This window comes from Bacillus sp. FSL K6-1003 (assembly GCF_037964945.1).
Classification (GTDB): domain Bacteria; phylum Bacillota; class Bacilli; order Bacillales; family Bacillaceae; genus Bacillus; species Bacillus mojavensis.
This window is the reverse complement of record NZ_CP150176.1, coordinates 128,888-154,339: the sequence shown is the minus strand read 5'-3', so window position 1 is coordinate 154,339 and position 25,452 is coordinate 128,888. Positions and strand designations below refer to the sequence as shown.

Here is a 25,452-nt window from a genome sequence, read left to right as displayed (position 1 = left end):
TTATTCTGAAAAGAAAATAAAAAAAAGCCCCCAACCCATAGTTGAGAGCTTTGAAACGTAAAATTAACGTTTTGAGAACTGAGGTGCACGACGAGCGCCTTTAAGACCGTATTTTTTACGTTCTTTCATACGAGCGTCACGAGTCAGAAGACCTGCACGTTTAAGTGTTGCACGGTATTCTGGATCTGCTTCAAGCAAAGCACGAGCGATACCATGACGGATTGCTCCAGCTTGACCAGATAAGCCGCCTCCATGTACGTTTACTAAAACATCATAAGTGCCAGCTGTTTCAGTCAAAGTTAATGGTTGTTTGATATCTTCGATTAGAGCTGGAGATGGGATGTGCTCGCTGATTTCACGATTATTAACGACGATACGACCTTCTCCTGGAACTAAGCGCACACGCGCTACAGAACTTTTACGACGGCCAGTACCGTAATATTGAACCTGTGCCAAATTGGTAACCTCCTTTTTAATTAACCGCGAAGTTCGTAAACTTCAGGTTTTTGTGCTTCATGTGGATGCTCAGAACCACGGTATACGTTCAATTTTTTGAACATTTGACGACCTAGAGAACCTTTTGGAAGCATGCCTTTGATAGCAAGCTCAAGCATTTTCTCAGGGTAGTTTGTACGCATTTCAAGAGCAGTTCTTGATTTTAATCCGCCTGGATGTTGAGTGTGACGGTAGTAGATTTTGTCAGTTAACTTTTTACCAGTTAACTCGATTTTTTCAGCGTTGATGATGATCACATGATCTCCAGTATCAACGTGTGGTGTGTAAGTTGGTTTGTGTTTTCCGCGAAGGATAGCTGCAACTTCTGAAGAAAGACGGCCTAAAGTCTTGCCAGCAGCATCAACAACTAACCACTTGCGTTCAATAGTACTTGCGTTAGCCATAGGTGTTGTACGCATTGAATTTCCCTCCTAAATGATCTGTCATTTTCAATAAACTTCGATTACGTTCTATTTCACAACACAATAAGTTCCGGGGCTTATCGTGGGGTTGAAATACATACCATATGATATCTTATAACTTTATGCAGACTCTGTCAAGAAAATATTATACACCTGGTTTAGTTGTCATAGTAAACGTTCCATAAATATAGCCCATGCCCCGGTGCTGTACGCCCTGCTGCTTCGCGATCCTTCGCTTCCAGCATGGATTTCACATCATCGGGAGAAATTTTTCCAATACCTGCATCCAGCAAAGTACCTGCAATAATTCTGACCATATTATATAGGAAACCGCTGCCTGTGATCCGCATTTGCAGGCCGTCATCAGTCTCAGTCCAATCGAGTTCATAAATCGTTCTCACTTTGTCCTGCACTTCCGTTTTAGCTGCACAAAAGCTTGTAAAATCATGTGTTCCTAAAAGATGCTTTGCCGCTTCTCTCATGTTCTGCACATTGAGGCGATATGAAAAATGGTAAGCGTAATGCCGTTTAAATACGTCCGGGTGTTTCTCCGTGTATACAAAGTAGCGATATTCCTTTTTAACTGCGCTAAATCGTGCATGGAACCCATCATCCGCAATTTCTGCCGTTTTGACTGCAATATCATCCGGAAGCAGTGCATTTAAAGCATACGGCCATCTCTCAGCCGGAATAGAGAGCGGTGTATCAAAATGAATCACCTGTCCAGCCGCGTGAACCCCGCTGTCCGTCCGTCCAGAGGAAACGACAGGGATTCTGTCTTTTGACTTATGCAGCACAGCCAGCGCCTTCTCAAGCTCATCCTGAACCGTCCTTTTACCCGGCTGTACTTGGTATCCATTAAACAAATGTCCGTCATAAGAAATCGTGCATTTCAGTCTCATAAAGCACCTCTAAGCCCTTAAGAAAAATAACAGAGCAGCCAATATGAACAAGCTGACAATGACAGAAGTATCCTTTGCCGTCCATACAAGCTTTCTGTATTTTGTGCGTCCCTCTCCGCCTTGATAGCCTCTTGCCTCCATTGCAACCGCAAGCTCTTCAGCACGCTTAAACGCACTGACAAAGAGAGGGACTAGCAGCGGCACAATTGCCTTCACTCTGTCTTTAAGCGGTCCACTTGTAAAATCAACGCCTCGCGCCATCTGAGCCTTCATAATCTTATCTGTCTCCTCCATCAAGGTTGGGATAAACCGCAAAGAGATCGACATCATAAGGGCCAGCTCGTGAACAGGAAGCTTTAATTTTTTAAATGGGTTGAGCAGCCGTTCCATACCATCGGTAATCTCAATAGGTGTTGTTGTCAGCGTTAATAGAGTGGTCATTAAAATCAGGTAGACGAACCTAAGGGAAATGAAAATCCCTTGTACCAAACCGCCCTCATAGATCTTGAAAAAGCCAAGTTCAAAAATAACCGGCCCTTCATGTGTCATGAAAATATGGAGCAGGAACGTAAAAAGAATAATCCAGATGATAGGCCTTAGCCCTTTCATCAAAAAGGAAAAAGGAACCCTTGTTAAGGAAACAACGCCTGCTGTAAATAAACCAAGCAGCGCATATGTCTGCACATTATTGGCTAGGAAAACGATACAGACAAACAAAAAGATCGTAACCAGTTTTGTTCGTGGATCAAGCCGGTGCACAAGTGAAGAACCCGGCACATACTTGCCGATAATCATGCTGTCCATCATAAGGTCTTTTCCCCCTGAAAAAGAGCACGGATTTCAGCAGCGGCATCTTCTATTGTGAGCAGAGGCTCTTTAAATCTGACACCAAGTGCGGCTTCCAGCTGCCTTTGGAATTTAATCGTTTCCGGAAGATCCAGCCCCCAGCCGGCCATCTCTTCCCCTTTTGAGAACAAGTCTCGCGGACTGCCTGATGCCTGGATAGTTCCTTTATGCATCACGATCATTTCATCAGCATAGGCAGCCGCATCCTCCATGCTGTGGGTGACAAGAATTGTCGTCAGATTTCCCCGTTGGTGGAGCTCATAAAACATGTCCATGATCTCTTTTCGCCCTCTTGGATCCAGTCCTGCTGTCGGTTCATCAAGAACAAGCACTTCAGGATCCATTGCAAGCACCCCGGCAATTGCAACCCTGCGCATTTGCCCTCCGCTTAATTCAAAAGGTGATCTATCCAGGAGCTCTTCAGATAAACCTACAAGCTTCAGCATCTCTCTCGCTTTTTGTTCAGCGTCTTCCTTTTTTACACCAAAGTTCATCGGTCCAAATGAAATATCTTTGAGAACTGTTTCTTCGAATAATTGATGTTCGGGGAATTGGAAAACGATTCCGACTTTTTTTCGAAGGGCTTTAAGGTCTTTATTCTTTTTTCCTGCCTGTATAACAGTACTGCCTAATGAAATATGCCCCTTTGTAGGCTTCAGGAGACCATTCAGGTGCTGAAGAAGAGTGGATTTACCGGAGCCTGTATGCCCTATTACGGCCACATAGCTGCCTTCCTTAATCGATGCATTGATATCATACAGGGCAAGGCGCTCAAACGGCGTCTTTATCTGATAGCGATGCTCTACATCTTTGATTGTAATATCCATAGCTCGTTCACCAGCCCTTCCTGAGTCAAATGATTTTCTTCCAAAGCCAGTCCATTTTCTCTTAAGAGCTGGCTGAGCTGGAATGAGAAGGGTAAATCAAGCCCGATTCGAACAAGTTCCTTATTCAATTTGAAAATTTCTTCAGGCGTACCCTCGGCATATTTCTTACCGCCATTCATGACAATGATTCTGTCAGCTTTTGCAGCCTCATTCAGATCATGTGTAATCGATATGACAGTTGCCATACCTTGCTCTTTTAAGTGTCTTACTGTTTCAAGCACTTCTTCTCGCCCGATCGGGTCAAGCATGGATGTTGCTTCATCTAAGATAATAATATCAGGACGTGCGGCAATAATCCCTGCTATCGCAACTCTCTGCTTTTGGCCTCCGGAGAGATGGTGCGGCTCTTGATCAAGAAAATCCTGCATGTTGACCTGTTTGACAGCCCAATCTACTCTCTCAATCATTTCTTCCCGCGGTACACCATTGTTTTCTAAACCAAAAGCCACATCATCGCGAACTGTCGTTCCGACAAATTGGTTATCCGGATTTTGAAAGACCATTCCAATCTTCTTACGCACTTCCCACACTGACTCCTCTGTCAGTTGAATCCCAGCAACCTTTATGTCGCCTGATTCAGGAAGGATTAAACCATTCAATGCCCGGGCCAGTGTTGATTTCCCTGAACCGTTATGACCTACAATTGCAAGCCATTCACCCTCATACACCTGCAGGGAGACGCTATCTAGTGCTCGTCTTTCTGCGTCTTTCCGATATCGAAAAACGATATCCTCTACCGATATCAACTGATTTTGATTCACGGACAACCGGCCTCCTCTCAGCTCATACTCTGCTTGTCTCTCTATTGAAAAAGTTGAAGTATCTAAAAAAAGGGCATAGATCCAGTTAGAAACTGTCCCGCCCTTCTTTAGATACACAAAAATATGTGATTAAACCAATTCGATAATTGCCATTGGTGCTCCGTCACCACGGCGAGGACCAAGCTTCATAATACGTGTGTATCCACCTTGGCGCTCCTCGTAACGAGTTGCAATGTCAGAGAATAATTTTTGAAGTGCATCTTGGTTATTTTCTTCGTTAGCAACCTCGTTGCGGATGTATGCAGCAGCTTGACGGCGAGCGTGAAGATCACCGCGTTTGCCAAGCGTGATCATTTTTTCAACTACAGAGCGAAGTTCTTTCGCACGTGTTTCAGTTGTTTCGATTCTTTCATTGATGATCAAATCAGTTGTAAGATCACGAAGCATAGCCTTACGCTGTGCACTCGTACGTCCTAGTTTTCTGTATGACATGTGATGTCCCCTCCTTTATTGGAATGCTTTTTCTGAATTATAAACACACGAAAATCCTAGTTCACAAGGGAAACTAGTCAATCGTCTTTGCGAAGTCCGAGTCCAAGTTCTTCTAGTTTCGCTTTCACTTCTTCAAGTGATTTGCGTCCTAGATTACGAACTTTCATCATATCTTCTTCCGTCTTGTTCGCAAGCTCTTGAACCGTGTTGATACCCGCACGCTTTAAGCAGTTGTAAGAACGAACAGAAAGATCTAGTTCTTCAATCGTCATTTCAAGAACTTTCTCTTTTTGATCTTCTTCTTTTTCAACCATGATTTCAGCATGCTGAGCTTCGTCAGTTAAACCAACGAATATATTAAGGTGTTCAGTTAAAATCTTTGAACCAAGCGCAATTGCTTCTTTTGGTCCAGTGCTTCCATCAGTCCAAACATCAAGTGTAAGTTTGTCATAGTTTGCAACCTGGCCTACACGAGTGTTCTCTACTTGATAAGATACACGAGAAACTGGCGTATAGATTGAATCGATCGGAATCACGCCGATAGGCTGATCGTCTCTTTTGTTTGCGTCGGCAGGCGTATACCCACGTCCTCTTTGAGCAGTAAGGCGAACTCGGAAACTCGCATTCTCACCCAGAGTCGCGATATGAAGATCAGGATTTAAGATCTCTACATCACTATCGTGTGTAATATCAGCTGCTGTTACAGTTCCATCACCCTGTACATCAATTTCTAGCGTCTTCTCTTCATCAGAGTAGATTTTCAATGCAAGCTTTTTAATGTTTAAGATAATCGTTGTAACATCTTCCACAACGCCTTCAATTGTCGAGAATTCGTGCAGTACACCATCTATCTGGATTGATGTTACAGCGGCACCAGGGAGTGAGGATAAGAGGATACGACGTAAGGAGTTACCCAGAGTTGTACCATATCCACGCTCAAGTGGCTCTACGACAAACTTACCAAATTTGGCATCGTCGCTGATTTCAACCGTTTCGATTTTTGGTTTTTCAATCTCGATCATTACTTAAAACCCTCCTTCAAAACGTCGAAACCTCGAATAGAATCATATGAGATTCCATCCGAAATTCCCCATTGTTTAGTCCCGTATGTGCTCAGGCAACGAGTCGGTGCATTCGTTTAATAAATAACTGTATCATAACCCATTATTGACAGGGACACAAAATCTATACAAACAAATTACACGCGGCGACGTTTTGGTGGACGGCATCCGTTATGAGGAACAGGAGTTACGTCTCTGATAGCAGTGACTTCTAATCCAGCAGCTTGAAGCGCACGGATAGCAGCTTCACGACCTGAACCAGGGCCTTTAACAGTAACCTCAAGAGTTTTAAGTCCATGTTCGATTGAACCTTTAGCAGCTGTTTCTGCAGCCATTTGCGCAGCAAAAGGAGTAGATTTACGAGAACCTCTGAATCCTAGAGCTCCGGCACTAGACCAAGAAAGAGCATTACCATGAGTGTCAGTGATCGTAACGATCGTGTTATTGAAAGTTGAACGAATATGAGCAATTCCAGACTCAATATTCTTTTTCACGCGACGTTTACGCGTGTTAGATTTACGAGCAGCAGCCATTGTTTAGGTACCTCCCTTACTTATTTTTTCTTGTTAGCTACAGTACGACGCGGACCTTTACGAGTACGCGCATTGTTTTTAGAGTTTTGTCCGCGAACAGGCAAACCTCTGCGATGGCGGATTCCGCGGTAGCTTCCGATTTCGATCAGACGCTTAATGTTAAGAGAAACTTCACGGCGAAGGTCACCTTCTACTTTCAGTTTGTCAATAACATCACGGATTTTACCAAGTTCTTCTTCAGTAAGATCACGCACACGAGTATCTTCTGAAACACCAGCCTCTTTCAAGACTTGCTGAGCCGTTGTGCGGCCAATTCCGAAGACATATGTTAAAGAAATAACAACACGTTTGTCACGTGGGATATCTACACCAGCAATACGAGCCATTCTCTGGGCACCTCCTTATAAATTATCCTTGTTTTTGTTTATGCTTTGGATTTTCACAGATCACCATTACTTTTCCTTTTCTGCGAATAACTTTACATTTTTCGCAGATTGGTTTAACTGATGGTCTCACTTTCATGTGTTTCCAACCTCCTTCAGTTTCCGGAGTGCTTATTTGTAACGGTACGTAATCCTGCCACGAGTTAAGTCATATGGAGATAATTCTACCGTAACTTTGTCTCCAGGTAAAATGCGAATGAAGTGCATGCGGATTTTACCAGATACGTGAGCCAAAACAGTGTGTCCATTCTCGAGTTCAACTTTGAACATCGCGTTTGGCAATGTTTCAACTATCGTACCTTCCACTTCAATTACATCGTCTTTCGCCATTCAAGTGTTCTCCCTTCTTCAAATCAGTAACTTGCTTTCTGACAAATTTCAAAAGAGAAAATCTCAGTTTTCTGTTTGTCACACGCCCTGTTTCGTTTATACTGTTCTGAACTTCCGGAGATACGCAATCATAAAGGGTAAAATGATTGATATTCTTTTTCTTAGGAGAATGAAATGTACGCTTTTCTCCGTCTGCTATTAGTACATGATGATCAACAATTCCACCGAAAATGGCAAGATGAATTCGTTCCTGCCAATGTTAAACCGAACCTTCTGCCCTATCAAGCCGGAAAAACATCTGCTTTCGGAATGATGTTATCATCTAGACCTTTGTCAGTATATCAAAACCCGTTTCCGTAATCGCAATTGTATGTTCAAAATGAGCACACTTTTTCCCATCTACCGTTACAACCGTCCAGTTATCAGCCAAAGTTTTCACATAGCGGCTGCCAGCGTTCACCATAGGTTCAATAGCGAGAACCATGCCAGGTTTGAGCCGTGGTCCTTTGTTGGGCGGACCGTAATGAGGGATTTGCGGGTCCTCATGCAAGTCTTGACCAACACCATGTCCGACATACTCCCTAACAACTGAAAACTGCTCATTTTCGATATACGTTTGTATTGCGTGGGAAATATTCGACAAACGTTCACCTGGTTTTGCTTCCTGCAAGCCTTTATATAAAGATTCCTCTGTCACTTCCAGAAGTTTTTTATCATCATCGCTGATGGTTCCTACCGGATATGTCCATGCAGAGTCACCATGATAACCATTTAATTTAGCACCGATATCAATACTGATGATGTCACCGTCACGCAGCACCCTGCTGCCAGGAATGCCGTGAACGAGTTCTTCATTCACTGATACGCAAATGCTCCCGCGAAACCCATTATACCCCTTAAAAGATGGGATTGCACCCTGCTTCTTAATAAAACGTTCGGCAATTTGATCCAATTCTTTTGTCGAGATTCCTGGTTTAATGTGCTTTTTTAACTCTTCATGAGTCAAAGCCACGATTCGCCCTGCTTCCCGCATGATACCAAGTTCACGAGGGGTTTTACAGATAATCATTTTTTTAATCCTCCAAGAAGATCCTTCACATCTGCATAAACATCTTGAATGTCCTGCTGGCCATTCACGTTTACAAGATAACCTTTCTCAGAATAGAAATCGAGTAAAGGCTGAGTCTGCTTCATGTTTACCTCAAGCCGTTTAGAGACTGTTTCCTCATTATCATCTGCCCGTTGATAGAGTTCGCCTCCGTCTTTATCACAAACACCCGGCGTTTTCGGCGGATTAAATACTAAATGATAGGTTGTGCCGCAAACACTGCAAATTCTGCGTCCAGTCAGACGTTCCATTAAAGAATCTTTATCAACTTTAATGTTAATGACATAATCAATCGGCTTGCCATATTCTTCAAGAATTTCTTCAAGAGCTTGGGCTTGAGCGACTGTTCGCGGAAATCCGTCCAGAAGAAAACCTCTTTCACAATCATCTTTGCCAAGTCTTTCTTTGACAATTCCAATTGTGACTTCGTCAGGTACGAGCTCTCCCTTATCAATATAAGATTTTGCTTCGAGTCCGAGTGATGTTTCCTCTTTCATAGCAGCACGGAACATATCTCCTGTTGAGATGTGAGGTATTCCATAATCCTCAACAATTCGTTCGCCCTGTGTACCTTTACCGGCACCAGGAAGCCCCATTAAGACTAAGTTCATTCGGATTTCCCCCGTCCTCTCTTAATTAAGAGGGAATGGATAAATCCATTTCCTCTAGTTTTTCATAAATCCACGGTAGTTTCGTTTCACCAACTGGCTTTCTAGTTGTTTCATTGTCTCCAAGGCTACCCCGACAACAATTAACAAAGATGTTCCGCCAATTTGTGCACTTTGAGGCAATCCAGCGAATTGAATGAAAAAGATAGGAAGAATGGAAATCACGGCTAAGAATAAAGCACCCACAAACGTAAGTCGATACAAAATGCTCGTAATTCTATCTTGAGTCATTTTCCCTGGACGAACCCCCGGGATATAGCCACCCTGTTTTTTAAGGTTATCAGCCATTTGTTCAGGATTAACCTGGACAAAAGCATAAAAGTACGTAAAGGCAATAATTAACGCAACATATATAGTCATACCCACCGGATGTGTATTGTCAAAGTTGGCTTGAATCCACTTTGTTACATCGTTTGTTCCAAAGAATGACGCGATCGTACGCGGCGTTATTAAAAACGCAACCGCAAAGATTACAGGAATAACCCCGGCAGGATTCACTTTCAATGGAAGGTGTGTAGACTGACCTCCGCCAGCAGGTGAACGACCTGTGCCTTTAGCATATTGAATCGCAATTTTCCGTACGGCTTGCTGAATGAAAATAACTCCAACAATAACTGCTAAAATCGCAATCACAAGAAGAGCGACTTTCACAATATGAATAAACAGCTGATCGTCGCTGCCGACAAATTGAGTCTCATATATTTGTCCAACCGTTTTCGGAATACTAGATACAATCCCCGCGAAGATAATGATCGATATTCCGTTGCCTACTCCATGAGATGTGATTTGTTCCCCAAGCCACATTAAAAAGGCAGTTCCGCCAGTGAGTACTAAAGCGATGATCAGATATGTGGATACGCCGGATTTTTCAATTAGCAATCCGTTAGCTAAATTGTTAAATCCGTATGACATACCCAGCGCTTGGATAAATCCAAGGACAATCGTAAAGTATCTTGTGAACTGAGCCAATTTACGGCGGCCAACTTCACCTTGCTTAGACCACTCTGTAAACTTCGGCACAACATCCATCTGAAGCAGCTGGATGATGATTGAAGCTGTGATATAAGGAGTAATCCCCATTGCGAAAATAGAGAATTGGTAAAGCGCACCGCCGCCAAATGTATTAAGAAGATCAAATACACCCATTTGAGACTGTGCCTGTAACACATCTGCGTTAACATACGGCACAGGAATAAACGCACCTATGCGAAAGACGATAAGCATGAGTAAAGTGAATATGATTTTATTCCGGATATCACTCACACGCATAAAGTTGGAGATTGTTTTAAACAAGTTAGATCACCTCAGCTGTACCGCCAGCAGCTTCAACAGCTTCTTTCGCAGAAGCAGAGAATTTATTGGCTTTTACAGTTAATTTTTTCTCTAATTTACCGTTGCCAAGAATCTTTACTCCTGCATTAAGTTTGCTTATAACACCAGTCTCAAGAAGAAGTTCAGGAGTGACTTCCGTTCCTTCTGCAAAACCGTTCAATTTGTCTAGGTTGACTACAGCGTATTCCTTACGGTTAATGTTAGTAAAGCCGCGTTTAGGAAGACGTTGGAATAAAGGCATTTGTCCCCCCTCGAACCCTGGGCGTACACCGCCGCCAGAACGAGCGTTTTGACCTTTGTGACCTTTACCAGCTGTTTTACCGTTGCCAGAACCAATACCACGACCTACGCGATTACGCGTTTTGCGTGAACCTTCTGAAGGTTTTAATTCATGAAGTTTCATTAGGACACCTCCTTATCCGATCAATTATTTTTATTGTTCTTTAACAGAAACTAAATGAGATACTTTATTAATCATACCACGAATCGCAGCGTTGTCTTCATGAACAACAGTTTGGTTTGTTTTCTTTAAACCAAGTGTTCTCACAGTAACGCGTTGATCTTCCGGGCGACCGATTACACTTCGTTTGAGGGTAATTTCTAATTTAGCCATTAATATTCCCTCCTTATCCTAACAGTTCTTCTACAGATTTTCCACGAAGCTTCGCAACCTCTTCAGCGCGCTTAAGTTCACTTAAGCCTTGAAGTGTTGCACGAATCATGTTGATCGGTGTGTTAGAACCTAGAGACTTAGAAAGGATGTCAGCTACGCCAGCAAGCTCAAGTACCGCACGTACAGGGCCTCCAGCGATAACTCCAGTACCTTCAGAAGCAGGTTTTAACAAGATGTTACCTGCACCGAAACGTCCGATGATTTCATGTGGAATTGTAGTTCCAACCATTGGTACTTCAATTAAATTCTTTTTCGCATCTTCAACAGCTTTGCGGATTGCTTCTGGTACTTCTTGCGCTTTACCAGTACCGAATCCTACGTGTCCGTTTTTGTCACCGACAACGACTAGAGCTGCGAAGCGGAAACGACGACCACCTTTAACAACTTTCGCTACGCGGTTAACCGTAACTAAGCGTTCTTCTAACTCTAATTTGCTTGGGTCAATACGACGCATAATCATGTGTCCCTCCTTCTTTTATTAAAATTTAAGTCCAGCTTCACGAGCGGCATCAGCCAAAGCTTTTACACGTCCATGGTATAAGTATCCGCCACGGTCAAATACTACGTCAGAAATGCCTTTTTCAGCAGCGCGTTTTGCAACTAATTCTCCAACTTTAGCAGCAGCTGAAGTATCTCCAGTGCTTTCAACGTTCAAGTCTTTATCGAGAGTAGATGCACTAGCAAGTGTTACACCATTTACATCATCGATGATTTGAGCGTAAATGTGCTTGTTTGAACGGAAAACGTTCAGACGCGGTCTTTCAGCAGTACCAGAAAGTTTAGCGCGAACACGAGCGTGTCTTTTAAGACGAGCAGCATTTTTGCTAGTTTTCGTAATCATCTAGGTCACTCCTTTCTTCACTTTAAGCGATCTTACTTAGCAGATTTACCTTCTTTACGGCGAACAACTTCACCTTCGTAGCGGATTCCTTTACCTTTGTAAGGCTCTGGAGAACGGACAGCGCGAATGTTAGCAGCAATAGCTCCTACGCGTTCTTTGTCTGTACCTTTAACGACTACTTTCGTTTGAGAAGGAACTTCGATATCGATGCCTTCCTCAGGGACGATCTCAACAGGGTGAGAGTATCCAACGTTTAAAACAAGTTTATTTCCGGATTTAGACGCACGGTAACCGACACCGACTAATTCCAAACCTCTTTCAAATCCTTTAGATACGCCCTCCACCATGTTGCCAAGCAGACTGCGAGTTGTACCATGCAGGGCACGGTGCTCTTTTTGATCAGAAGGACGAGCGACTGTAAGCACATTGTCCTCTATTTTAATCTCCATATCAGGGTGAAACGTACGAGTTAATTCTCCTTTTGGTCCTTTCACAGCTACAGTATTGTTATCATTTAACGTTACTGTAACATCAGAAGGAATCTCAAGTAGCTTCTTACCTACACGAGACATACCAAACACCTCCATTCATGTTAAACTTTTTTACCAAACGTATGCTAATACTTCTCCACCAGCTTGTTTTGCACGGGCTTCTTTGTCCGTTAAAACGCCATGTGATGTAGAAAGAATTGCGATTCCAAGACCGTTAAGTACACGAGGTACTTCATTAGATTTAGCATAAACACGCAAACCAGGTTTGCTGATTCTTTTAAGACCAGTGATTACGCGCTCGTTGTTTTGTCCGTATTTCAAGAAAACGCGGATGATACCTTGTTTGCTGTCTTCTACGAACTCAACGTCACGAATGAAACCTTCACGCTTTAAAATTTCAGCAATTTCTCTTTTCAATTTAGAAGCAGGAATTTCAAGCTTCTCATGACGTACCATGTTTGCATTACGAATACGAGTCAGCATATCTGCAATTGGATCTGTCATAACCATTATATAATTACCTCCTTCCCTTTCTTGGGGATTACCAGCTGGCTTTTTTCACGCCAGGAATTTGTCCTTTATATGCAAGCTCACGGAAACAAATACGGCAAAGTTTAAATTTACGAATGACTGAATGCGGACGTCCGCAGCGTTCACAGCGAGTGTACTCTTGTACTTTAAACTTTGGTGTACGTTGTTGTTTCGCAATCATTGACTTCTTAGCCACGATTTCGCCTCCCTTTCATTGATTATTTCTGGAACGGCATACCTACTTGAGTTAATAGCTCACGAGCCTCTTCATCAGAATTAGCAGTCGTTACAATAACGATGTCCATTCCGCGAACCTTTGTTACTTTATCGTAGTCAATTTCAGGGAAGATTAACTGTTCTTTAATACCAAGTGTGTAGTTACCGCGACCGTCGAAAGATTTTTTAGAAACCCCACGGAAGTCACGCACACGCGGTAAAGATACAGAAATAAGTTTATCAAGGAAATCATACATGCGCTCTCCGCGAAGAGTTACTTTCGCACCGATAGGCATTCCTTCACGAAGACGGAATCCAGCAATTGATTTCTTCGCACGAGTAACGACAGGTTTTTGACCTGCGATAAACGTTAATTCTTCAACAGCACTGTCGATTGCTTTTGCGTTTTGAACAGCATCACCAACACCCATGTTGATTACGATTTTTTCAATTTTAGGCACTTGCATAACTGAGTCATAGCTGAACTTAGTCATTAAAGCAGGTGCAATTTCTTTATTGTACTTTTCTTTAAGGCGGTTCATGAGATAGACCTCCCTTCCTTTAATACTATTTATCTAGAACTTGCCCAGATTTTTTTGCCACACGAACTTTTTTGCCATCTTCCACTTTGTATCCTACGCGAGTCACTTCACCTGTTTTAGGATCGAGCGGCATAACGTTTGATACATGAATTGGCGCCTCTTGATTAGAAATACCGCCTTGAGGGTTAGCTTGAGTTGGTTTAGAGTGTTTCTTTACCATGTTAACACCTTCAACTAAAACGCGGTCCTTTTTAGGGAAAGCAGCAAGGATTGTTCCTTGTTTACCTTTATCTTTACCAGAGATAACCATAACTTTATCGCCTTTTTTTACATGCATCCTGATCGCACCTCCTTGAGTAAGGCATTTATTTCATTAGATAACTTCTGGAGCTAGAGAAACAATTTTCATAAAGTTGTTTTCACGCAATTCACGAGCAACTGGTCCGAAGATACGAGTTCCACGCGGGCTCTTGTCGTCACGGATGATAACACATGCATTCTCATCGAAGCTGATGTATGAACCGTCACTTCTGCGCGCTCCACTTTTAGTGCGAACGATAACAGCTTTTACGACTTCACCTTTTTTGACAACGCCTCCTGGTGTTGCTTGTTTAACCGTGCAAACAATTACATCACCAATATTAGCTGTTTTACGACCAGAACCACCAAGAACTTTAATAGTAAGTACTTCACGTGCGCCAGAGTTGTCAGCTACTTTTAAACGAGTCTCTTGTTGAATCATTTTTTGTTACCTCCCTTCGGAAAGAAGAATTCCGAACTTTATTAGATAATAACAGCTTCTTCGACAACTTCAACTAGACGGAAACGTTTAGTTGCAGACAATGGACGAGTTTCCATGATCTTTACGATGTCACCGATTTTCGCTTGATTATTTTCATCATGTGCTTTGAATTTCTTTGAGTATTTTACGCGTTTACCGTAAAGTGAATGTTTCTTGTATGTTTCAACAACAACAGTGATGGTTTTATCCATTTTGTCAGAAACAACACGGCCTTGGTAAACTTTGCGTTGGTTACGTTCGCTCATGCTCACGACCTCCCCTCAGTGATTATTTATTAGCAGCAATTTCTCTTTCACGAATCACAGTTTTCATGCGCGCGATAGCTTTGCGCACTTCACGAATGCGAGCAGTATTTTCAAGTTGTCCTGTCGCTAATTGAAAGCGAAGATTGAAAAGTTCTTCTTTAAGAGACTTTACTTTTTGTTCAATTTCAGCAGTGGTAAGGTCACGAATTTCATTAGCTTTCATTTGATTCACCACCAATTTCTTCACGTTTTACGAACTTCGTTTTAATTGGCAATTTGTGAGATGCAAGACGAAGCGCTTCACGAGCAACCTCTTCAGACACACCAGAAATTTCAAATAAAACTTTGCCCGGTTTTACAACAGCTACCCAACCTTCTGGAGCCCCTTTACCGGATCCCATACGTACCTCTAGTGGTTTAGCAGTGTAAGGTTTAGAAGGGAAAATTTTGATCCAAACTTTACCGCCACGTTTCATGTAACGAGTCATCGCAATACGGGCAGCTTCGATTTGACGGTTAGTGATCCAAGAAGCTTCTAGAGCTTGGATACCGAACTCACCGAAATGTACTTCAGTACCGCCTTTCGCACGACCACGCATTTTTCCGCGATGCTCTCTGCGATATTTAACGCGTTTAGGTAATAACATATTATTTTCCTCCTTCCTCAGTTTTCTTCTTAGTAGGAAGAACCTCTCCACGATAGATCCAGACTTTCACACCAAGCTTACCATAAGTAGTGTCAGCTTCAGATGTTGCATAGTCAATGTCCGCACGTAATGTGTGCAATGGAACAGTTCCTTCACTGTAGTATTCAGAACGAGCGATATCTGCACCGCCAAGACGACCAGAAACCATTGTTTTCACACCTTGTGCTCCAGCACGCATTGTGCGTTGGATTTGTTGCTTCTGCGCACGGCGGAAAGAAACACGGTTTTCTAATTGACGAGCGATGTTGTCAGCAACTAGTTGTGCATCAAGATCTGCTCTTTTGATTTCAAGAATGTTAATGTGTACACGCTTGCCAGTTAGGCTGTTAAGGGCTTTACGAAGTGCTTCAACTTCAGAACCGCCTTTACCGATAACCATACCAGGCTTAGCTGTGTGGATCGTAATGTTAACACGATTTGCTGCGCGTTCGATTTCAACTTTAGAAACAGAAGCGTCAGAAAGTCGTTTGCTAATGTATTCACGAATTCTTAAATCTTCGTGCAGGAAGTCAGCGTAATCTTTACCAGCGTACCACTTAGATTCCCAATCACGAATGACTCCGATACGAAGACCGACTGGATTTACCTTTTGACCCACTACTTATCCCTCCTTCTTTTCTGATACAACGATTGTAATGTGGCTCGTACGTTTGTTGATTTGGCTCGCACGTCCCATAGCACGTGGGCGGAATCTTTTTAACGTAGGGCCTTCGTCAACGAATGCTTGAGTAATAACCAGGCTATTAGCGTCCATTTCGTAGTTATGCTCAGCATTTGCAATAGCGGATTTTAATACTTTCTCGATAATTGGAGAAGCAGCTCTCGGTGTTAGGTTCAAGATTGACACTGCTTCACCTACTTGCTTGCCTCGAATCAGGTCCATTACTAGACGTGCTTTACGAGGAGCAATACGGACTGTTCTTGCAACAGCTTTAGCTTGCATTTAAAAGCCTCCTCTCTTAGCGTCTTGTTTTTTTGTCATCACTAGCATGACCTTTGTACGTACGAGTTGGAGCGAATTCACCCAACTTGTGCCCTACCATATCTTCAGAGATGAATACAGGCACGTGTTTACGTCCGTCATAGACTGCGATTGTGTGACCAATAAACTGTGGGAAAATAGTAGAACGACGAGACCAAGTTTTAACGACTTGTTTCTTGTCAGTTTCATTTAATTTCTCGATTTTTGTCATCAAGTGTCCATCGACAAATGGTCCTTTTTTCAAGCTGCGAGCCATTTTGGAACCTCCCTTCGTGATTGCACTACGGTCCGATATGAACCGTAGACAACCCCGTTATTTATTTTTACGACGACGTACGATAAATTTATCAGATTTGTTCTTTTTCTTACGTGTCTTGAATCCAAGAGTTGGTTTGCCCCATGGAGACATTGGTGATTTACGTCCGATTGGCGCACGTCCTTCACCACCACCGTGTGGGTGATCGTTAGGGTTCATTACAGAACCACGAACTGTTGGACGGATGCCTTTCCAGCGAGAACGTCCAGCTTTACCAATGTTGATAAGTTCATGCTGTTCGTTACCTACTTGACCGATAGAAGCACGGCAAGCAGAAAGAATCATGCGAACTTCTCCAGAGTTAAGACGTACAAGAACGTATTTGCCTTCTTTACCAAGAACCTGAGCAGATGTACCAGCTGAACGTACAAGCTGTCCGCCTTTACCAGGTTTTAATTCAATGTTATGCACAACTGTACCAACAGGGATGTTGATAAGTGGTAGTGCATTACCTACTTTGATGTCAGCTTCTGGACCTGACATGATTTCAGTACCCACTTGAATTCCTTTAGGAGCAAGAATGTAACGTTTTTCTCCGTCTGCATAGTTGACTAGAGCGATGTTAGCTGAACGGTTTGGATCGTATTCAACTGTAGCAACGCGTCCAGGTATACCATCTTTATCGCGTTTAAAATCGATAACACGGTATTGGCGTTTATGTCCGCCACCTTGGTGACGTACAGTCAATTTACCTTGGTTGTTACGTCCGCCTTTTTTGTGAAGGGGAGCAAGCAAGGATTTTTCCGGCTTGTCAGTCGTGATTTCAGCAAAATCTGAAGTTGTCATGCCACGACGTCCATTAGAGGTCGGTTTATACTTTTTAATCGCCATTTTGAATTTCCCTCCTTCTTTTTACAGATAATTAAGCTTCAAAAATTTCGATTTCTTTGCTGTCTGCAGTAAGTTTCACGATCGCTTTTCTGCGACGGCTAGTCATACCAGTGTAGCGTCCGACACGTTTTGATTTACCTTTGTAGTTCATGATGTTGACTTTGTCAACTTTCACACCAAAGATGCTTTCAACCGCGTCTTTCACTTCTGTTTTGTTAGCTCTTACATCAACTTCAAAAGTATATTTCTTTTCAGCCATTAAATCAGCCGAACGTTCAGTAATGACGGGGCGCTTTAGAACATCACGAGGATCTTTCATTATGCAAGCACCTCCTCTACTTTTTCAACCGCTGCTTTTGTAATCAGAAGCTTCTCGTGGTTGACAACGTCTAAAACGTTGATTCCGTTCGCTTCAACTACAGTAACTCCAGGAATGTTGCGAGCAGATAAAGCTACTGCTTCGTTAGCATCCGCAGTTACGATTAAAGCTTTTTTCTCAACAGATAACCCTTTAAGGATAGCTGCCATTTCTTTTGTTTTAGCCGTATCAAGAGTAAGATCTTCAAGAACGATGATATTGTTGTCGTTCACTTTAGAAGACAATACTGATTTGATTGCCAAGCGGCGAACTTTTTTAGGTAATTTATAAGAATAGCTGCGTGGTGTTGGGCCGAATACGACACCACCTCCGCGCCATTGCGGTGAACGGATAGAACCTTGACGGGCACGTCCAGTACCTTTTTGACGCCATGGTTTACGACCTCCGCCGCGTACTTCAGAACGATTTTTTACTTTATGAGATCCTTGACGTAAGGAAGCTCTTTGCATAAGAATAGCGTCGAATACAACACTTTCATTTGGCTCAATTCCAAATACAGAAGCGTTTAATTCGATGTCACCAGCAGTAGAACCGTTTTGGTTGTATAATGCTACTTTTGGCATGATCAATTTCCTCCTTTCCTAAGAGAGTTATTTAGATTTAACAGCACTTTTAACAGTGATTAAAGATTTTTTCGGACCAGGTACGTTACCTTTGATCAAAAGAAGATTGCGTTCTGCATCAACTTTTACGATTTCAAGGTTTTGAACAGTGATTTGCTCTCCGCCCATACGTCCAGGTAATAATTTACCTTTGAATACACGGTTAGGATCTACAGGTCCCATTGAACCAGGACGACGGTGGTAGCGTGAACCGTGAGACATAGGTCCGCGAGATTGTCCGTGGCGCTTGATTGCACCTTGGAAACCTTTACCTTTAGATACTCCTGTTACATCTACAATTTCTCCAGCAGAGAAAATTTCAACCTTGACTTCCTGACCAACTTCATACGCATCCATTTCCACTCCGCGTAATTCTTTTACGAAGCGCTTAGGAGCAGTTTCCGCTTTTGCAACGTGTCCTTTTTCAGGTTTGTTAGAAAGCTTTTCACGCTTGTCGTCAAAACCAAGCTGGATTGCTTCGTAGCCATCGTTTTCAGCTGATTTCTTTTGAAGAACAACGTTCGGAGCAGCCTCAATAACAGTTACCGGAATAAGATCACCATTTTCAGCGAATACTTGCGTCATACCAATTTTTCTTCCTAAGATTCCTTTGGTCATTCGTCACACCTCCTATTAAGATCATTCTATATTTTAGAATTAAAGTTTAATTTCAATATCGACACCAGATGGTAAGTCTAATCGCATGAGTGCATCAACAGTTTGTGGTGTTGGGTTCACAATGTCGATTAAACGTTTATGTGTACGCATTTCAAATTGCTCACGAGAATCTTTGTATTTGTGCACCGCACGCAGGATTGTGTAAACTGATTTTTCAGTTGGCAACGGAATCGGACCAGATACGCTGGCACCAGAACGTTTTGCCGTTTCAACAATCTTCTCTGCAGATTGATCAAGGATTCTATGATCATATGCTTTCAAACGAATACGAATTTTTTGTTTTGCCATTATTTTCCCTCCTTTTCGCCTACTTCACGTTAGACAGTTCTCCGTGAGAAAAACCTGAACACCTTGCCATGGCAAAGCGGCCGGGTGTGTCAGCAACCTCTCACTTCATCGCAGTCAAAGACCAACATACACCATTATACAGAAAATAGACGTATGTTGCAAGACTTATTTAGAATATGCATGATTTGCACACTTTTAGTATTATACATGTGTTTTTCTTATTTATCAAGAAGCGAGTGAATAAGGGAATTTTCTTCTATTTTAAGTGGTACACTGCGTGTTTACTCAGAGTATTGGCAAATAATGAAGGCTCCTCGATATGCGGCGTGTGGGCGGAGTTTTTAAAATAATGCCAGTGCTTTTCAGGAGCATCAACAAATCGATAATACTGTTTCGATATTTCAGCAGGAACGATCAAATCATGACTGCCTGAAATGAAGAAACACGGTACTTTAATAGAAGAAACTGATTTAAAAGCATCAAAACGATGTAAATCATCAGATAAATTCTTCGCACTGAAACGATGTCCCCTGATGAAACGAAAGATGTTTTTTAATCCATACTCATTGCCAGCAAGCAACTGACACAATACTGTAAGAATGTGTCGGCGATGATGAGTGAATCCTCCCCTGCTCAATTCAATGCAGACTCGAAAGATGAAATGATGAATCTTCTTATTCCAAGGTGGCGGGCCAAGTAAACCTAAGGTTAATGATAGAAAGCGATTTGTCTTGCATACAGAATGATAGGCCATTTTTTCTTCTAGCTTAGTATTAGTGACCTGACTGATTCCATAGTAAGCGTGAAAAAGATCCGGCCTCTCTTGCAGTACATGAAGAGCCAGCAGCGAACCCCAGGAGTGTCCTGCAAGGTACACTTTTGTTTTTGAAAAATGATCTAAGAGCCATTCAGTAACTTGAATCGTGTCTTTAATGATTTGACTGATTGTCATTGAACTTTGTGGAATTTGTTTAGTATAGGAAAGACCTGAACCCCTTTGGTCCCAATTTACAACTGTAAAGTGCTGTTCCAGTTCCCTTTGAAAGTTCCTGATAAATCCGATTTGGGATGCTCCGGGTCCACCATGTAAAAAAAGCAGCAATGGGTTCGATATATCATTTCCATTGATCATGAGCATTTGCTTCGTATTATCGATTCTCAGTTCTTTCATGAAAGAAATTGATGTGTTTTCACTCATAACCCATAGCTCCTCAAATAGGATAAACCTTTATTATAAAACAAAAAAAACGAGACCCAAAGGGCCTCGTTTTCAATATACTATTACTCAGTGATTGTAGAAACAACGCCTGAACCAACAGTACGTCCGCCTTCACGAATAGAGAAACGAGTTCCTTCTTCGATAGCGATTGTAGAGATAAGCTCAACGTTCATTTCAGTGTTATCTCCAGGCATAACCATTTCTACGCCTTCTGGAAGATGGATGATACCAGTTACGTCAGTTGTACGGAAGTAGAACTGAGGACGGTAGTTAGAGAAGAATGGAGTATGACGTCCACCCTCTTCTTTAGAAAGAACGTAAACTTCAGCTTTGAATTTGCTGTGTGGAGTGATTGTACCTGGTTTAGCAAGTACTTGACCACGTTGGATATCTTCACGAGCTACACCGCGAAGAAGGGCTCCAATGTTGTCTCCAGCTTCAGCGTAATCAAGAAGCTTACGGAACATTTCAACACCAGTAACAGTTGTTTTGCTGTTTTCTTCTTGAAGACCGATGATTTCAACTTCGTCACCGACTTTAACTTGTCCGCGTTCTACACGTCCAGTAGCAACTGTTCCACGACCAGTGATTGAGAATACGTCCTCAACTGGCATCATGAATGGTTTTTCAGTGTCACGTTCTGGAGTTGGGATGTACTCATCAACTGCATCCATAAGTTCGAAGATTTTAGCTTCGTACTCAGCATCTCCTTCAAGAGCTTTAAGAGCAGAACCTTTGATAACTGGTACATCATCACCAGGGAAGTCATATTCGCTAAGAAGATCGCGAACTTCCATTTCAACTAGTTCAAGAAGCTCTTCGTCGTCTACCATGTCGCATTTGTTTAAGAATACAACGATGTATGGTACACCAACGTTTTTAGAAAGAAGGATGTGCTCACGAGTTTGTGGCATTGGGCCATCAGCAGCAGATACTACTAGGATAGCTCCGTCCATTTGCGCAGCACCAGTGATCATGTTTTTAACATAGTCAGCGTGTCCTGGGCAGTCAACGTGTGCATAGTGACGAGTTTCAGTTTCATACTCAACGTGTGCAGTAGAGATTGTGATACCGCGCTCACGTTCTTCTGGTGCACCATCAATTTGATCGTACGCCATAGCTGTACCTTTACCAGATTTCTTATGAAGTACTGTTGTGATAGCAGCAGTTAAAGTTGTTTTACCATGGTCAACGTGTCCAATTGTACCGATATTGGCATGTGATTTGGAACGGTCGAATTTTTCTTTAGCCATTCTAAAATCCTCCTTAAGAGCTTTTAATTAGTAATGTATAGAGTGATAGGAAGTGAAAGAAAGCTTTCACTTCCTCATCTTACAATAGTAGTTATACTTGAGTTAAGAGGCAAAATCAATTATTCGCCTTTATTTTTTTTGATAATTTCTTCAGCAATGCTCTTCGGCACTTCTTCGTAGTGATCCATGTGCATAGTGAACGTACCGCGACCTTGCGTGTTAGAACGAAGGGCAGTAGCGTAACCGAACATTTCAGCAAGAGGAACCATCGCACGAACAACTTGCGCGTTACCGCGAGCTTCCATACCTTCTACGCGTCCGCGACGAGAAGTAACATCACCCATGATGTCTCCCATGTATTCTTCAGGAATAACCACTTCTACTTTCATGATTGGTTCAAGAAGAACTGGGTTACATTTGCTGACTGCATTTTTCAATGCCATAGAGGCAGCAACTTTAAACGCCATTTCGTTTGAGTCAACATCATGGTAAGATCCATCAAAAAGTTTTGCTTTAATGTCGATAAGCGGGAATCCAGCTAATACACCATTTTCAAGTGAATCTTCTAGACCTGCTTGAACAGCTGGGATGTATTCACGAGGAACAACCCCACCGACAATCGCATTTTCGAATTCAAAGCCAGCGCCTTCTTCGTTTGGTTCGAATTCAATCCAAACGTGACCGAACTGACCGCGTCCACCAGACTGACGTACGAATTTACCTTCAACTTTTGCACCGGAACGGAATGTTTCACGGTACGCAACTTGAGGAGCACCAACGTTAGCTTCTACTTTGAATTCACGCTTCATACGATCAACAATGATATCAAGGTGAAGCTCACCCATACCAGAGATGATTGTCTGACCAGTTTCCGGGTTTGTTTGAGTACGGAAAGTTGGATCCTCTTCAGCAAGTTTTGCTAAAGCGATACCCATTTTATCTTGGTCAGCTTTTGATTTAGGCTCAATTGCAACGTCGATAACTGGTTCTGGGAATTCCATTGATTCAAGGATAACTAGATCCTTTTCGTCACATAGAGTATCTCCAGTAGAAGTATCTTTTAGACCTACAGCAGCTGCGATATCTCCTGCATATACAGTAGAGATTTCTTCACGGCTGTTGGCGTGCATTTGAAGGATACGTCCAACACGCTCACGTTTACCTTTAGTTGAGTTTTTCACGTATGAACCAGAATCAAGTGTTCCAGAGTACACACGGAAGAACGTCAGCTTACCAACGTAAGGGTCAGTCATAACTTTAAATGCTAGTGCAGAGAATGGCTCTTCATCAGAAGAATGACGCTCAATCTCTTCATTTGTATCAGGACGTATACCTTTGATTGCAGCAACGTCTGTTGGTGCAGGAAGGTAGTCAAGAACAGCATCAAGTACTAATTGAACACCTTTGTTTTTGAAGGCAGAACCAACAAGAACAGGGTAGAATTCAACATTTAATGTACCTTTACGGATACCTGCTTTTAACTCGTCGATAGTGATTTCTTCACCCTCAAGGTATTTGTCCATAAGCTCTTCATCAAGCTCACATACAGCTTCAATGAGGCTGTTGCGAAGCTCTTCAGCTTGCTCTTTGTACTCTTCAGGGATTTCTTTCGCGTCAGAACGAGTTCCAAGGTCATCTTCGTAGAAATACGCAACGTTTTCTACTAGATCAATGATACCTTCGAAGTTGTCTTCAGCACCGATCGGCAATTGAATTGCATGAGCGTTAGCTTGAAGACGATCTCTTAAAGTTCCTACAGAGTAAAGGAAGTCTGCACCGATTTTGTCCATTTTGTTAACGAAAACGATACGCGGTACTCCGTAAGTTGTTGCTTGACGCCAAACAGTTTCTGTTTGAGGCTCAACGCCAGACTGTGCGTCAAGTACAGCAACAGCACCATCAAGTACACGAAGAGAACGTTCAACTTCAACTGTGAAGTCTACGTGTCCTGGAGTATCGATGATGTTTACGCGGTATCCTTTCCACTGTGCAGTTGTCGCAGCGGAAGTGATTGTGATACCACGCTCTTGTTCCTGCTCCATCCAGTCCATTTGTGAAGCTCCTTCATGAGTTTCACCAATTTTGTGGATACGACCAGTATAGAACAAGATACGTTCTGTAGTAGTCGTTTTACCGGCATCAATGTGAGCCATGATCCCGATATTACGAGTTTTGTCTAAGGAGAACTCTCTTGCCATTGGGTAATTTCTCCTTCCTTATTGGGAAATTGTGTTTTTTAGTATATAAATCCTACCAACGATAGTGAGCAAATGCTTTGTTTGCTTCAGCCATCTTATGCGTATCTTCACGTTTCTTAACAGCAGCACCAGTGTTGTTAGCTGCGTCAAGGATTTCGTTAGCTAAACGCTCTTCCATCGTTTTTTCTCCGCGAAGACGAGCGTAGTTAACTAACCAGCGAAGTCCAAGAGTAGTACGACGTTCAGGACGAACTTCTACAGGAACTTGGTAGTTCGCACCACCTACACGGCGTGCTTTTACTTCAAGTACAGGCATGATGTTTTTCAATGCTTGTTCGAAAACCTCCATTGCATCATTGCCAGTACGTTCTTTAATGATATCGAATGACTTGTATAGGATTGTTTGAGACTTACCTTTTTTACCGTCGATCATCATTTTGTTGATTAGACGAGATACAAGCTTAGAGTTGTAAATCGGATCAGGTAAAACGTCTCTTTTTGCTACAGGACCTTTACGTGGCATCTGAATATCCTCCCTTCTCAAATTATACGTTTATTCGTTTATTATTTTGCTTTAGGACGTTTCGTACCGTATTTAGAACGGCCTTGCGCACGGTTTTCAACTCCAGCAGTGTCAAGCGCACCACGAACGATGTGGTAACGTACCCCTGGTAAGTCTTTTACACGTCCGCCGCGGATAAGTACAACACTGTGCTCTTGCAGGTTGTGACCGATACCAGGAATGTAGGCAGTAACCTCAATTCCGTTAGTTAAACGAACACGAGCATATTTACGAAGTGCTGAGTTCGGTTTTTTCGGTGTCATTGTACCAACACGAGTACATACCCCGCGTTTTTGTGGAGAAGATACATTAGTGTGCTCTTTTTTAAAGCTGTTGTATCCTTTGTTAAGTGCAGGAGACTTTGAGTTTTCTACTTTACTCACGCGTCCTTTGCGAATTAGCTGATTAATTGTAGGCATGTTTTGTTCCTCCCTTCATTACGTTTTATAACCCACATACCCAGGTGGTTCATCAATAGGCAAAAAACAATGTCTTTACACAAGAATAAATCTCACGCAAAAACAAAAAGTACGTTATAACATAATGGCAACAGCTGCTGCTCCTACTTCAATTCCGCAGGCTTTGCCGAGCTTTTTCATGGATTCAACCATTGAGACAGCAATCCCTTGATCTTTCGCTAGTGTAATTACACTTGACGTAAGAATAGGATCTGCGTCTATTGCAACGACTACTTCCTTTACTGAACCTCGTTTTAGAGCTTTCACTGTTTGCTTCGTACCAATAATAATTGATTTGGCCTGTGATACTTTATCATAAGACATAAACATATCCTCCAAAGTAACAGGTTTATTTCGA

General features: G+C 42.4%; 42 protein-coding genes and 1 pseudogene. All 43 read right to left on the bottom strand.

All coding sequences use genetic code 11. The features are described 5' to 3' along the window. Positions 1-63: 63 nt before the first annotated feature. Positions 64-456, bottom strand: a complete 393-nt coding sequence (gene rpsI / locus NSU16_RS00900; protein ID WP_003225846.1) for a 30S ribosomal protein S9 — start codon at positions 454-456, stop codon at positions 64-66. Positions 457-476: 20 nt separating this feature from the next. Continuing rightward, positions 477-914 carry a 50S ribosomal protein L13 gene (gene rplM, locus NSU16_RS00895; protein WP_003241966.1) on the bottom strand — a complete coding sequence of 146 codons (438 nt, stop codon included), beginning with the start codon at positions 912-914 and terminating at the stop codon, positions 477-479. A gap of 161 nt (positions 915-1,075) precedes the next feature. Continuing rightward, positions 1,076-1,819, bottom strand: coding sequence for a tRNA pseudouridine(38-40) synthase TruA (truA, locus tag NSU16_RS00890; RefSeq protein WP_268447478.1), 744 nt, complete (start codon positions 1,817-1,819; stop codon positions 1,076-1,078). Positions 1,820-1,828: 9 nt separating this feature from the next. Then, the gene (locus tag NSU16_RS00885) at positions 1,829-2,626 is read right to left on the bottom strand and encodes an energy-coupling factor transporter transmembrane protein EcfT (protein ID WP_168746782.1); all 798 of its coding nucleotides are present in this window, start codon (positions 2,624-2,626) and stop codon (positions 1,829-1,831) included. Then, entirely contained in the window at positions 2,623-3,492 is an 870-nt protein-coding gene (locus tag NSU16_RS00880) for an energy-coupling factor ABC transporter ATP-binding protein (RefSeq protein WP_168746781.1), read from the bottom strand. The genes NSU16_RS00885 and NSU16_RS00880 overlap by 4 nt, the downstream gene beginning before the upstream one ends. Further along, entirely contained in the window at positions 3,468-4,313 is an 846-nt protein-coding gene (locus tag NSU16_RS00875; protein WP_339191864.1) for an energy-coupling factor ABC transporter ATP-binding protein, read from the bottom strand. The genes NSU16_RS00880 and NSU16_RS00875 overlap by 25 nt, the downstream gene beginning before the upstream one ends. A 129-nt stretch (positions 4,314-4,442) precedes the next feature. Next, the gene (rplQ, locus tag NSU16_RS00870) at positions 4,443-4,805 is read right to left on the bottom strand and encodes a 50S ribosomal protein L17 (protein ID WP_003225836.1); all 363 of its coding nucleotides are present in this window, start codon (positions 4,803-4,805) and stop codon (positions 4,443-4,445) included. Positions 4,806-4,882: 77 nt separating this feature from the next. Continuing rightward, a complete protein-coding gene (locus tag NSU16_RS00865) occupies positions 4,883-5,827 on the bottom strand; it encodes a DNA-directed RNA polymerase subunit alpha (RefSeq protein ID WP_010332783.1) in 945 nt (314 codons plus the stop codon). A 176-nt stretch (positions 5,828-6,003) separates the two neighbouring features. Continuing rightward, on the bottom strand, positions 6,004-6,399 hold the full coding sequence (rpsK, locus tag NSU16_RS00860; RefSeq protein ID WP_010332782.1) for a 30S ribosomal protein S11: 396 nt from the start codon (positions 6,397-6,399) through the stop codon (positions 6,004-6,006). A 20-nt stretch (positions 6,400-6,419) separates the two neighbouring features. Then, entirely contained in the window at positions 6,420-6,785 is a 366-nt protein-coding gene (rpsM, locus tag NSU16_RS00855) for a 30S ribosomal protein S13 (RefSeq protein WP_003156545.1), read from the bottom strand. 22 nt (positions 6,786-6,807) lie between these two features. Next, positions 6,808-6,921 (bottom strand): 50S ribosomal protein L36, encoded by a 114-nt coding sequence (gene rpmJ / locus NSU16_RS00850; RefSeq protein ID WP_003156543.1) that lies wholly within the window; start codon positions 6,919-6,921, stop codon positions 6,808-6,810. Positions 6,922-6,953: 32 nt separating this feature from the next. Beyond that, entirely contained in the window at positions 6,954-7,172 is a 219-nt protein-coding gene (infA, locus tag NSU16_RS00845; RefSeq protein WP_003156508.1) for a translation initiation factor IF-1, read from the bottom strand. After that, positions 7,150-7,392 (bottom strand): annotated as a pseudogene (locus tag NSU16_RS00840) (KOW domain-containing RNA-binding protein); the annotation flags it as partial. The pseudogene NSU16_RS00840 and the gene infA, both read right to left, overlap by 23 nt. 102 nt (positions 7,393-7,494) lie before the next feature. Beyond that, complete coding sequence (gene map, locus NSU16_RS00835) at positions 7,495-8,241, bottom strand: type I methionyl aminopeptidase (RefSeq protein ID WP_339191863.1); 747 nt, start codon at positions 8,239-8,241, stop codon at positions 7,495-7,497. Continuing rightward, positions 8,238-8,891: an adenylate kinase gene (locus NSU16_RS00830; RefSeq protein ID WP_339191862.1), complete on the bottom strand. Its 654-nt coding sequence runs from the start codon at positions 8,889-8,891 to the stop codon at positions 8,238-8,240. Before NSU16_RS00830 ends, map begins: the two co-directional genes overlap by 4 nt. Positions 8,892-8,945: 54 nt before the next feature. Beyond that, complete coding sequence (secY, locus tag NSU16_RS00825; protein ID WP_010332779.1) at positions 8,946-10,241, bottom strand: preprotein translocase subunit SecY; 1,296 nt, start codon at positions 10,239-10,241, stop codon at positions 8,946-8,948. Position 10,242: 1 nt separating this feature from the next. After that, on the bottom strand, positions 10,243-10,683 hold the full coding sequence (gene rplO / locus NSU16_RS00820) for a 50S ribosomal protein L15 (RefSeq protein WP_003225819.1): 441 nt from the start codon (positions 10,681-10,683) through the stop codon (positions 10,243-10,245). A gap of 30 nt (positions 10,684-10,713) precedes the next feature. Next, positions 10,714-10,893 carry a 50S ribosomal protein L30 gene (gene rpmD / locus NSU16_RS00815; protein ID WP_003156497.1) on the bottom strand — a complete coding sequence of 60 codons (180 nt, stop codon included), beginning with the start codon at positions 10,891-10,893 and terminating at the stop codon, positions 10,714-10,716. A 13-nt stretch (positions 10,894-10,906) separates the two neighbouring features. Beyond that, complete coding sequence (gene rpsE, locus NSU16_RS00810; protein ID WP_003156493.1) at positions 10,907-11,407, bottom strand: 30S ribosomal protein S5; 501 nt, start codon at positions 11,405-11,407, stop codon at positions 10,907-10,909. Positions 11,408-11,431: 24 nt separating this feature from the next. Then, positions 11,432-11,794: a 50S ribosomal protein L18 gene (gene rplR / locus NSU16_RS00805; protein WP_010332778.1), complete on the bottom strand. Its 363-nt coding sequence runs from the start codon at positions 11,792-11,794 to the stop codon at positions 11,432-11,434. Between the two features lie 32 nt (positions 11,795-11,826). Then, a complete protein-coding gene (rplF, locus tag NSU16_RS00800; protein ID WP_010332777.1) occupies positions 11,827-12,366 on the bottom strand; it encodes a 50S ribosomal protein L6 in 540 nt (179 codons plus the stop codon). A 30-nt stretch (positions 12,367-12,396) separates the two neighbouring features. Then, positions 12,397-12,795 (bottom strand): 30S ribosomal protein S8, encoded by a 399-nt coding sequence (gene rpsH / locus NSU16_RS00795; RefSeq protein ID WP_010332776.1) that lies wholly within the window; start codon positions 12,793-12,795, stop codon positions 12,397-12,399. Positions 12,796-12,826: 31 nt separating this feature from the next. Then, the gene (rpsN, locus tag NSU16_RS00790) at positions 12,827-13,012 is read right to left on the bottom strand and encodes a 30S ribosomal protein S14 (protein ID WP_003156488.1); all 186 of its coding nucleotides are present in this window, start codon (positions 13,010-13,012) and stop codon (positions 12,827-12,829) included. A 22-nt stretch (positions 13,013-13,034) separates the two neighbouring features. After that, the gene (rplE, locus tag NSU16_RS00785; protein WP_010332775.1) at positions 13,035-13,574 is read right to left on the bottom strand and encodes a 50S ribosomal protein L5; all 540 of its coding nucleotides are present in this window, start codon (positions 13,572-13,574) and stop codon (positions 13,035-13,037) included. Between the two features lie 25 nt (positions 13,575-13,599). Further along, positions 13,600-13,911: a 50S ribosomal protein L24 gene (gene rplX, locus NSU16_RS00780; RefSeq protein ID WP_003156486.1), complete on the bottom strand. Its 312-nt coding sequence runs from the start codon at positions 13,909-13,911 to the stop codon at positions 13,600-13,602. A gap of 36 nt (positions 13,912-13,947) precedes the next feature. Beyond that, a complete protein-coding gene (gene rplN / locus NSU16_RS00775) occupies positions 13,948-14,316 on the bottom strand; it encodes a 50S ribosomal protein L14 (RefSeq protein ID WP_003225805.1) in 369 nt (122 codons plus the stop codon). Positions 14,317-14,357: 41 nt separating this feature from the next. Then, the gene (gene rpsQ / locus NSU16_RS00770; protein ID WP_003178345.1) at positions 14,358-14,621 is read right to left on the bottom strand and encodes a 30S ribosomal protein S17; all 264 of its coding nucleotides are present in this window, start codon (positions 14,619-14,621) and stop codon (positions 14,358-14,360) included. A 22-nt stretch (positions 14,622-14,643) separates the two neighbouring features. After that, a complete protein-coding gene (rpmC, locus tag NSU16_RS00765; RefSeq protein WP_003156482.1) occupies positions 14,644-14,844 on the bottom strand; it encodes a 50S ribosomal protein L29 in 201 nt (66 codons plus the stop codon). Beyond that, entirely contained in the window at positions 14,834-15,268 is a 435-nt protein-coding gene (gene rplP / locus NSU16_RS00760) for a 50S ribosomal protein L16 (protein WP_003225801.1), read from the bottom strand. Before rplP ends, rpmC begins: the two co-directional genes overlap by 11 nt. Position 15,269: 1 nt before the next feature. Then, complete coding sequence (gene rpsC, locus NSU16_RS00755; RefSeq protein WP_010332773.1) at positions 15,270-15,926, bottom strand: 30S ribosomal protein S3; 657 nt, start codon at positions 15,924-15,926, stop codon at positions 15,270-15,272. Positions 15,927-15,929: 3 nt separating this feature from the next. Beyond that, the gene (gene rplV / locus NSU16_RS00750; protein WP_010332772.1) at positions 15,930-16,271 is read right to left on the bottom strand and encodes a 50S ribosomal protein L22; all 342 of its coding nucleotides are present in this window, start codon (positions 16,269-16,271) and stop codon (positions 15,930-15,932) included. A 16-nt stretch (positions 16,272-16,287) separates the two neighbouring features. After that, the gene (gene rpsS / locus NSU16_RS00745; RefSeq protein ID WP_003156472.1) at positions 16,288-16,566 is read right to left on the bottom strand and encodes a 30S ribosomal protein S19; all 279 of its coding nucleotides are present in this window, start codon (positions 16,564-16,566) and stop codon (positions 16,288-16,290) included. A gap of 57 nt (positions 16,567-16,623) precedes the next feature. Then, positions 16,624-17,457, bottom strand: a complete 834-nt coding sequence (rplB, locus tag NSU16_RS00740) for a 50S ribosomal protein L2 (RefSeq protein WP_010332771.1) — start codon at positions 17,455-17,457, stop codon at positions 16,624-16,626. Between the two features lie 31 nt (positions 17,458-17,488). Beyond that, positions 17,489-17,776, bottom strand: coding sequence for a 50S ribosomal protein L23 (gene rplW, locus NSU16_RS00735; RefSeq protein ID WP_003225793.1), 288 nt, complete (start codon positions 17,774-17,776; stop codon positions 17,489-17,491). Beyond that, a complete protein-coding gene (gene rplD / locus NSU16_RS00730) occupies positions 17,776-18,399 on the bottom strand; it encodes a 50S ribosomal protein L4 (protein ID WP_003242004.1) in 624 nt (207 codons plus the stop codon). The genes rplW and rplD overlap by 1 nt, the downstream gene beginning before the upstream one ends. A 27-nt stretch (positions 18,400-18,426) precedes the next feature. Further along, a complete protein-coding gene (rplC, locus tag NSU16_RS00725; RefSeq protein ID WP_010332770.1) occupies positions 18,427-19,056 on the bottom strand; it encodes a 50S ribosomal protein L3 in 630 nt (209 codons plus the stop codon). A 39-nt stretch (positions 19,057-19,095) separates the two neighbouring features. Next, a complete protein-coding gene (rpsJ, locus tag NSU16_RS00720; protein WP_003156464.1) occupies positions 19,096-19,404 on the bottom strand; it encodes a 30S ribosomal protein S10 in 309 nt (102 codons plus the stop codon). A gap of 256 nt (positions 19,405-19,660) precedes the next feature. After that, positions 19,661-20,602 (bottom strand): alpha/beta hydrolase, encoded by a 942-nt coding sequence (locus tag NSU16_RS00715; RefSeq protein WP_339191861.1) that lies wholly within the window; start codon positions 20,600-20,602, stop codon positions 19,661-19,663. 83 nt (positions 20,603-20,685) lie between these two features. Beyond that, entirely contained in the window at positions 20,686-21,876 is a 1,191-nt protein-coding gene (gene tuf, locus NSU16_RS00710) for an elongation factor Tu (protein ID WP_010332768.1), read from the bottom strand. A 119-nt stretch (positions 21,877-21,995) separates the two neighbouring features. After that, complete coding sequence (gene fusA, locus NSU16_RS00705; RefSeq protein ID WP_010332767.1) at positions 21,996-24,074, bottom strand: elongation factor G; 2,079 nt, start codon at positions 24,072-24,074, stop codon at positions 21,996-21,998. 52 nt (positions 24,075-24,126) lie between these two features. After that, complete coding sequence (gene rpsG, locus NSU16_RS00700) at positions 24,127-24,597, bottom strand: 30S ribosomal protein S7 (protein WP_003225784.1); 471 nt, start codon at positions 24,595-24,597, stop codon at positions 24,127-24,129. Positions 24,598-24,638: 41 nt separating this feature from the next. Then, positions 24,639-25,055, bottom strand: a complete 417-nt coding sequence (rpsL, locus tag NSU16_RS00695; RefSeq protein WP_003156445.1) for a 30S ribosomal protein S12 — start codon at positions 25,053-25,055, stop codon at positions 24,639-24,641. A gap of 114 nt (positions 25,056-25,169) precedes the next feature. Beyond that, positions 25,170-25,418, bottom strand: coding sequence for a 50S ribosomal protein L7ae-like protein (locus NSU16_RS00690; RefSeq protein WP_010332766.1), 249 nt, complete (start codon positions 25,416-25,418; stop codon positions 25,170-25,172). Positions 25,419-25,452 lie beyond the last annotated feature (34 nt).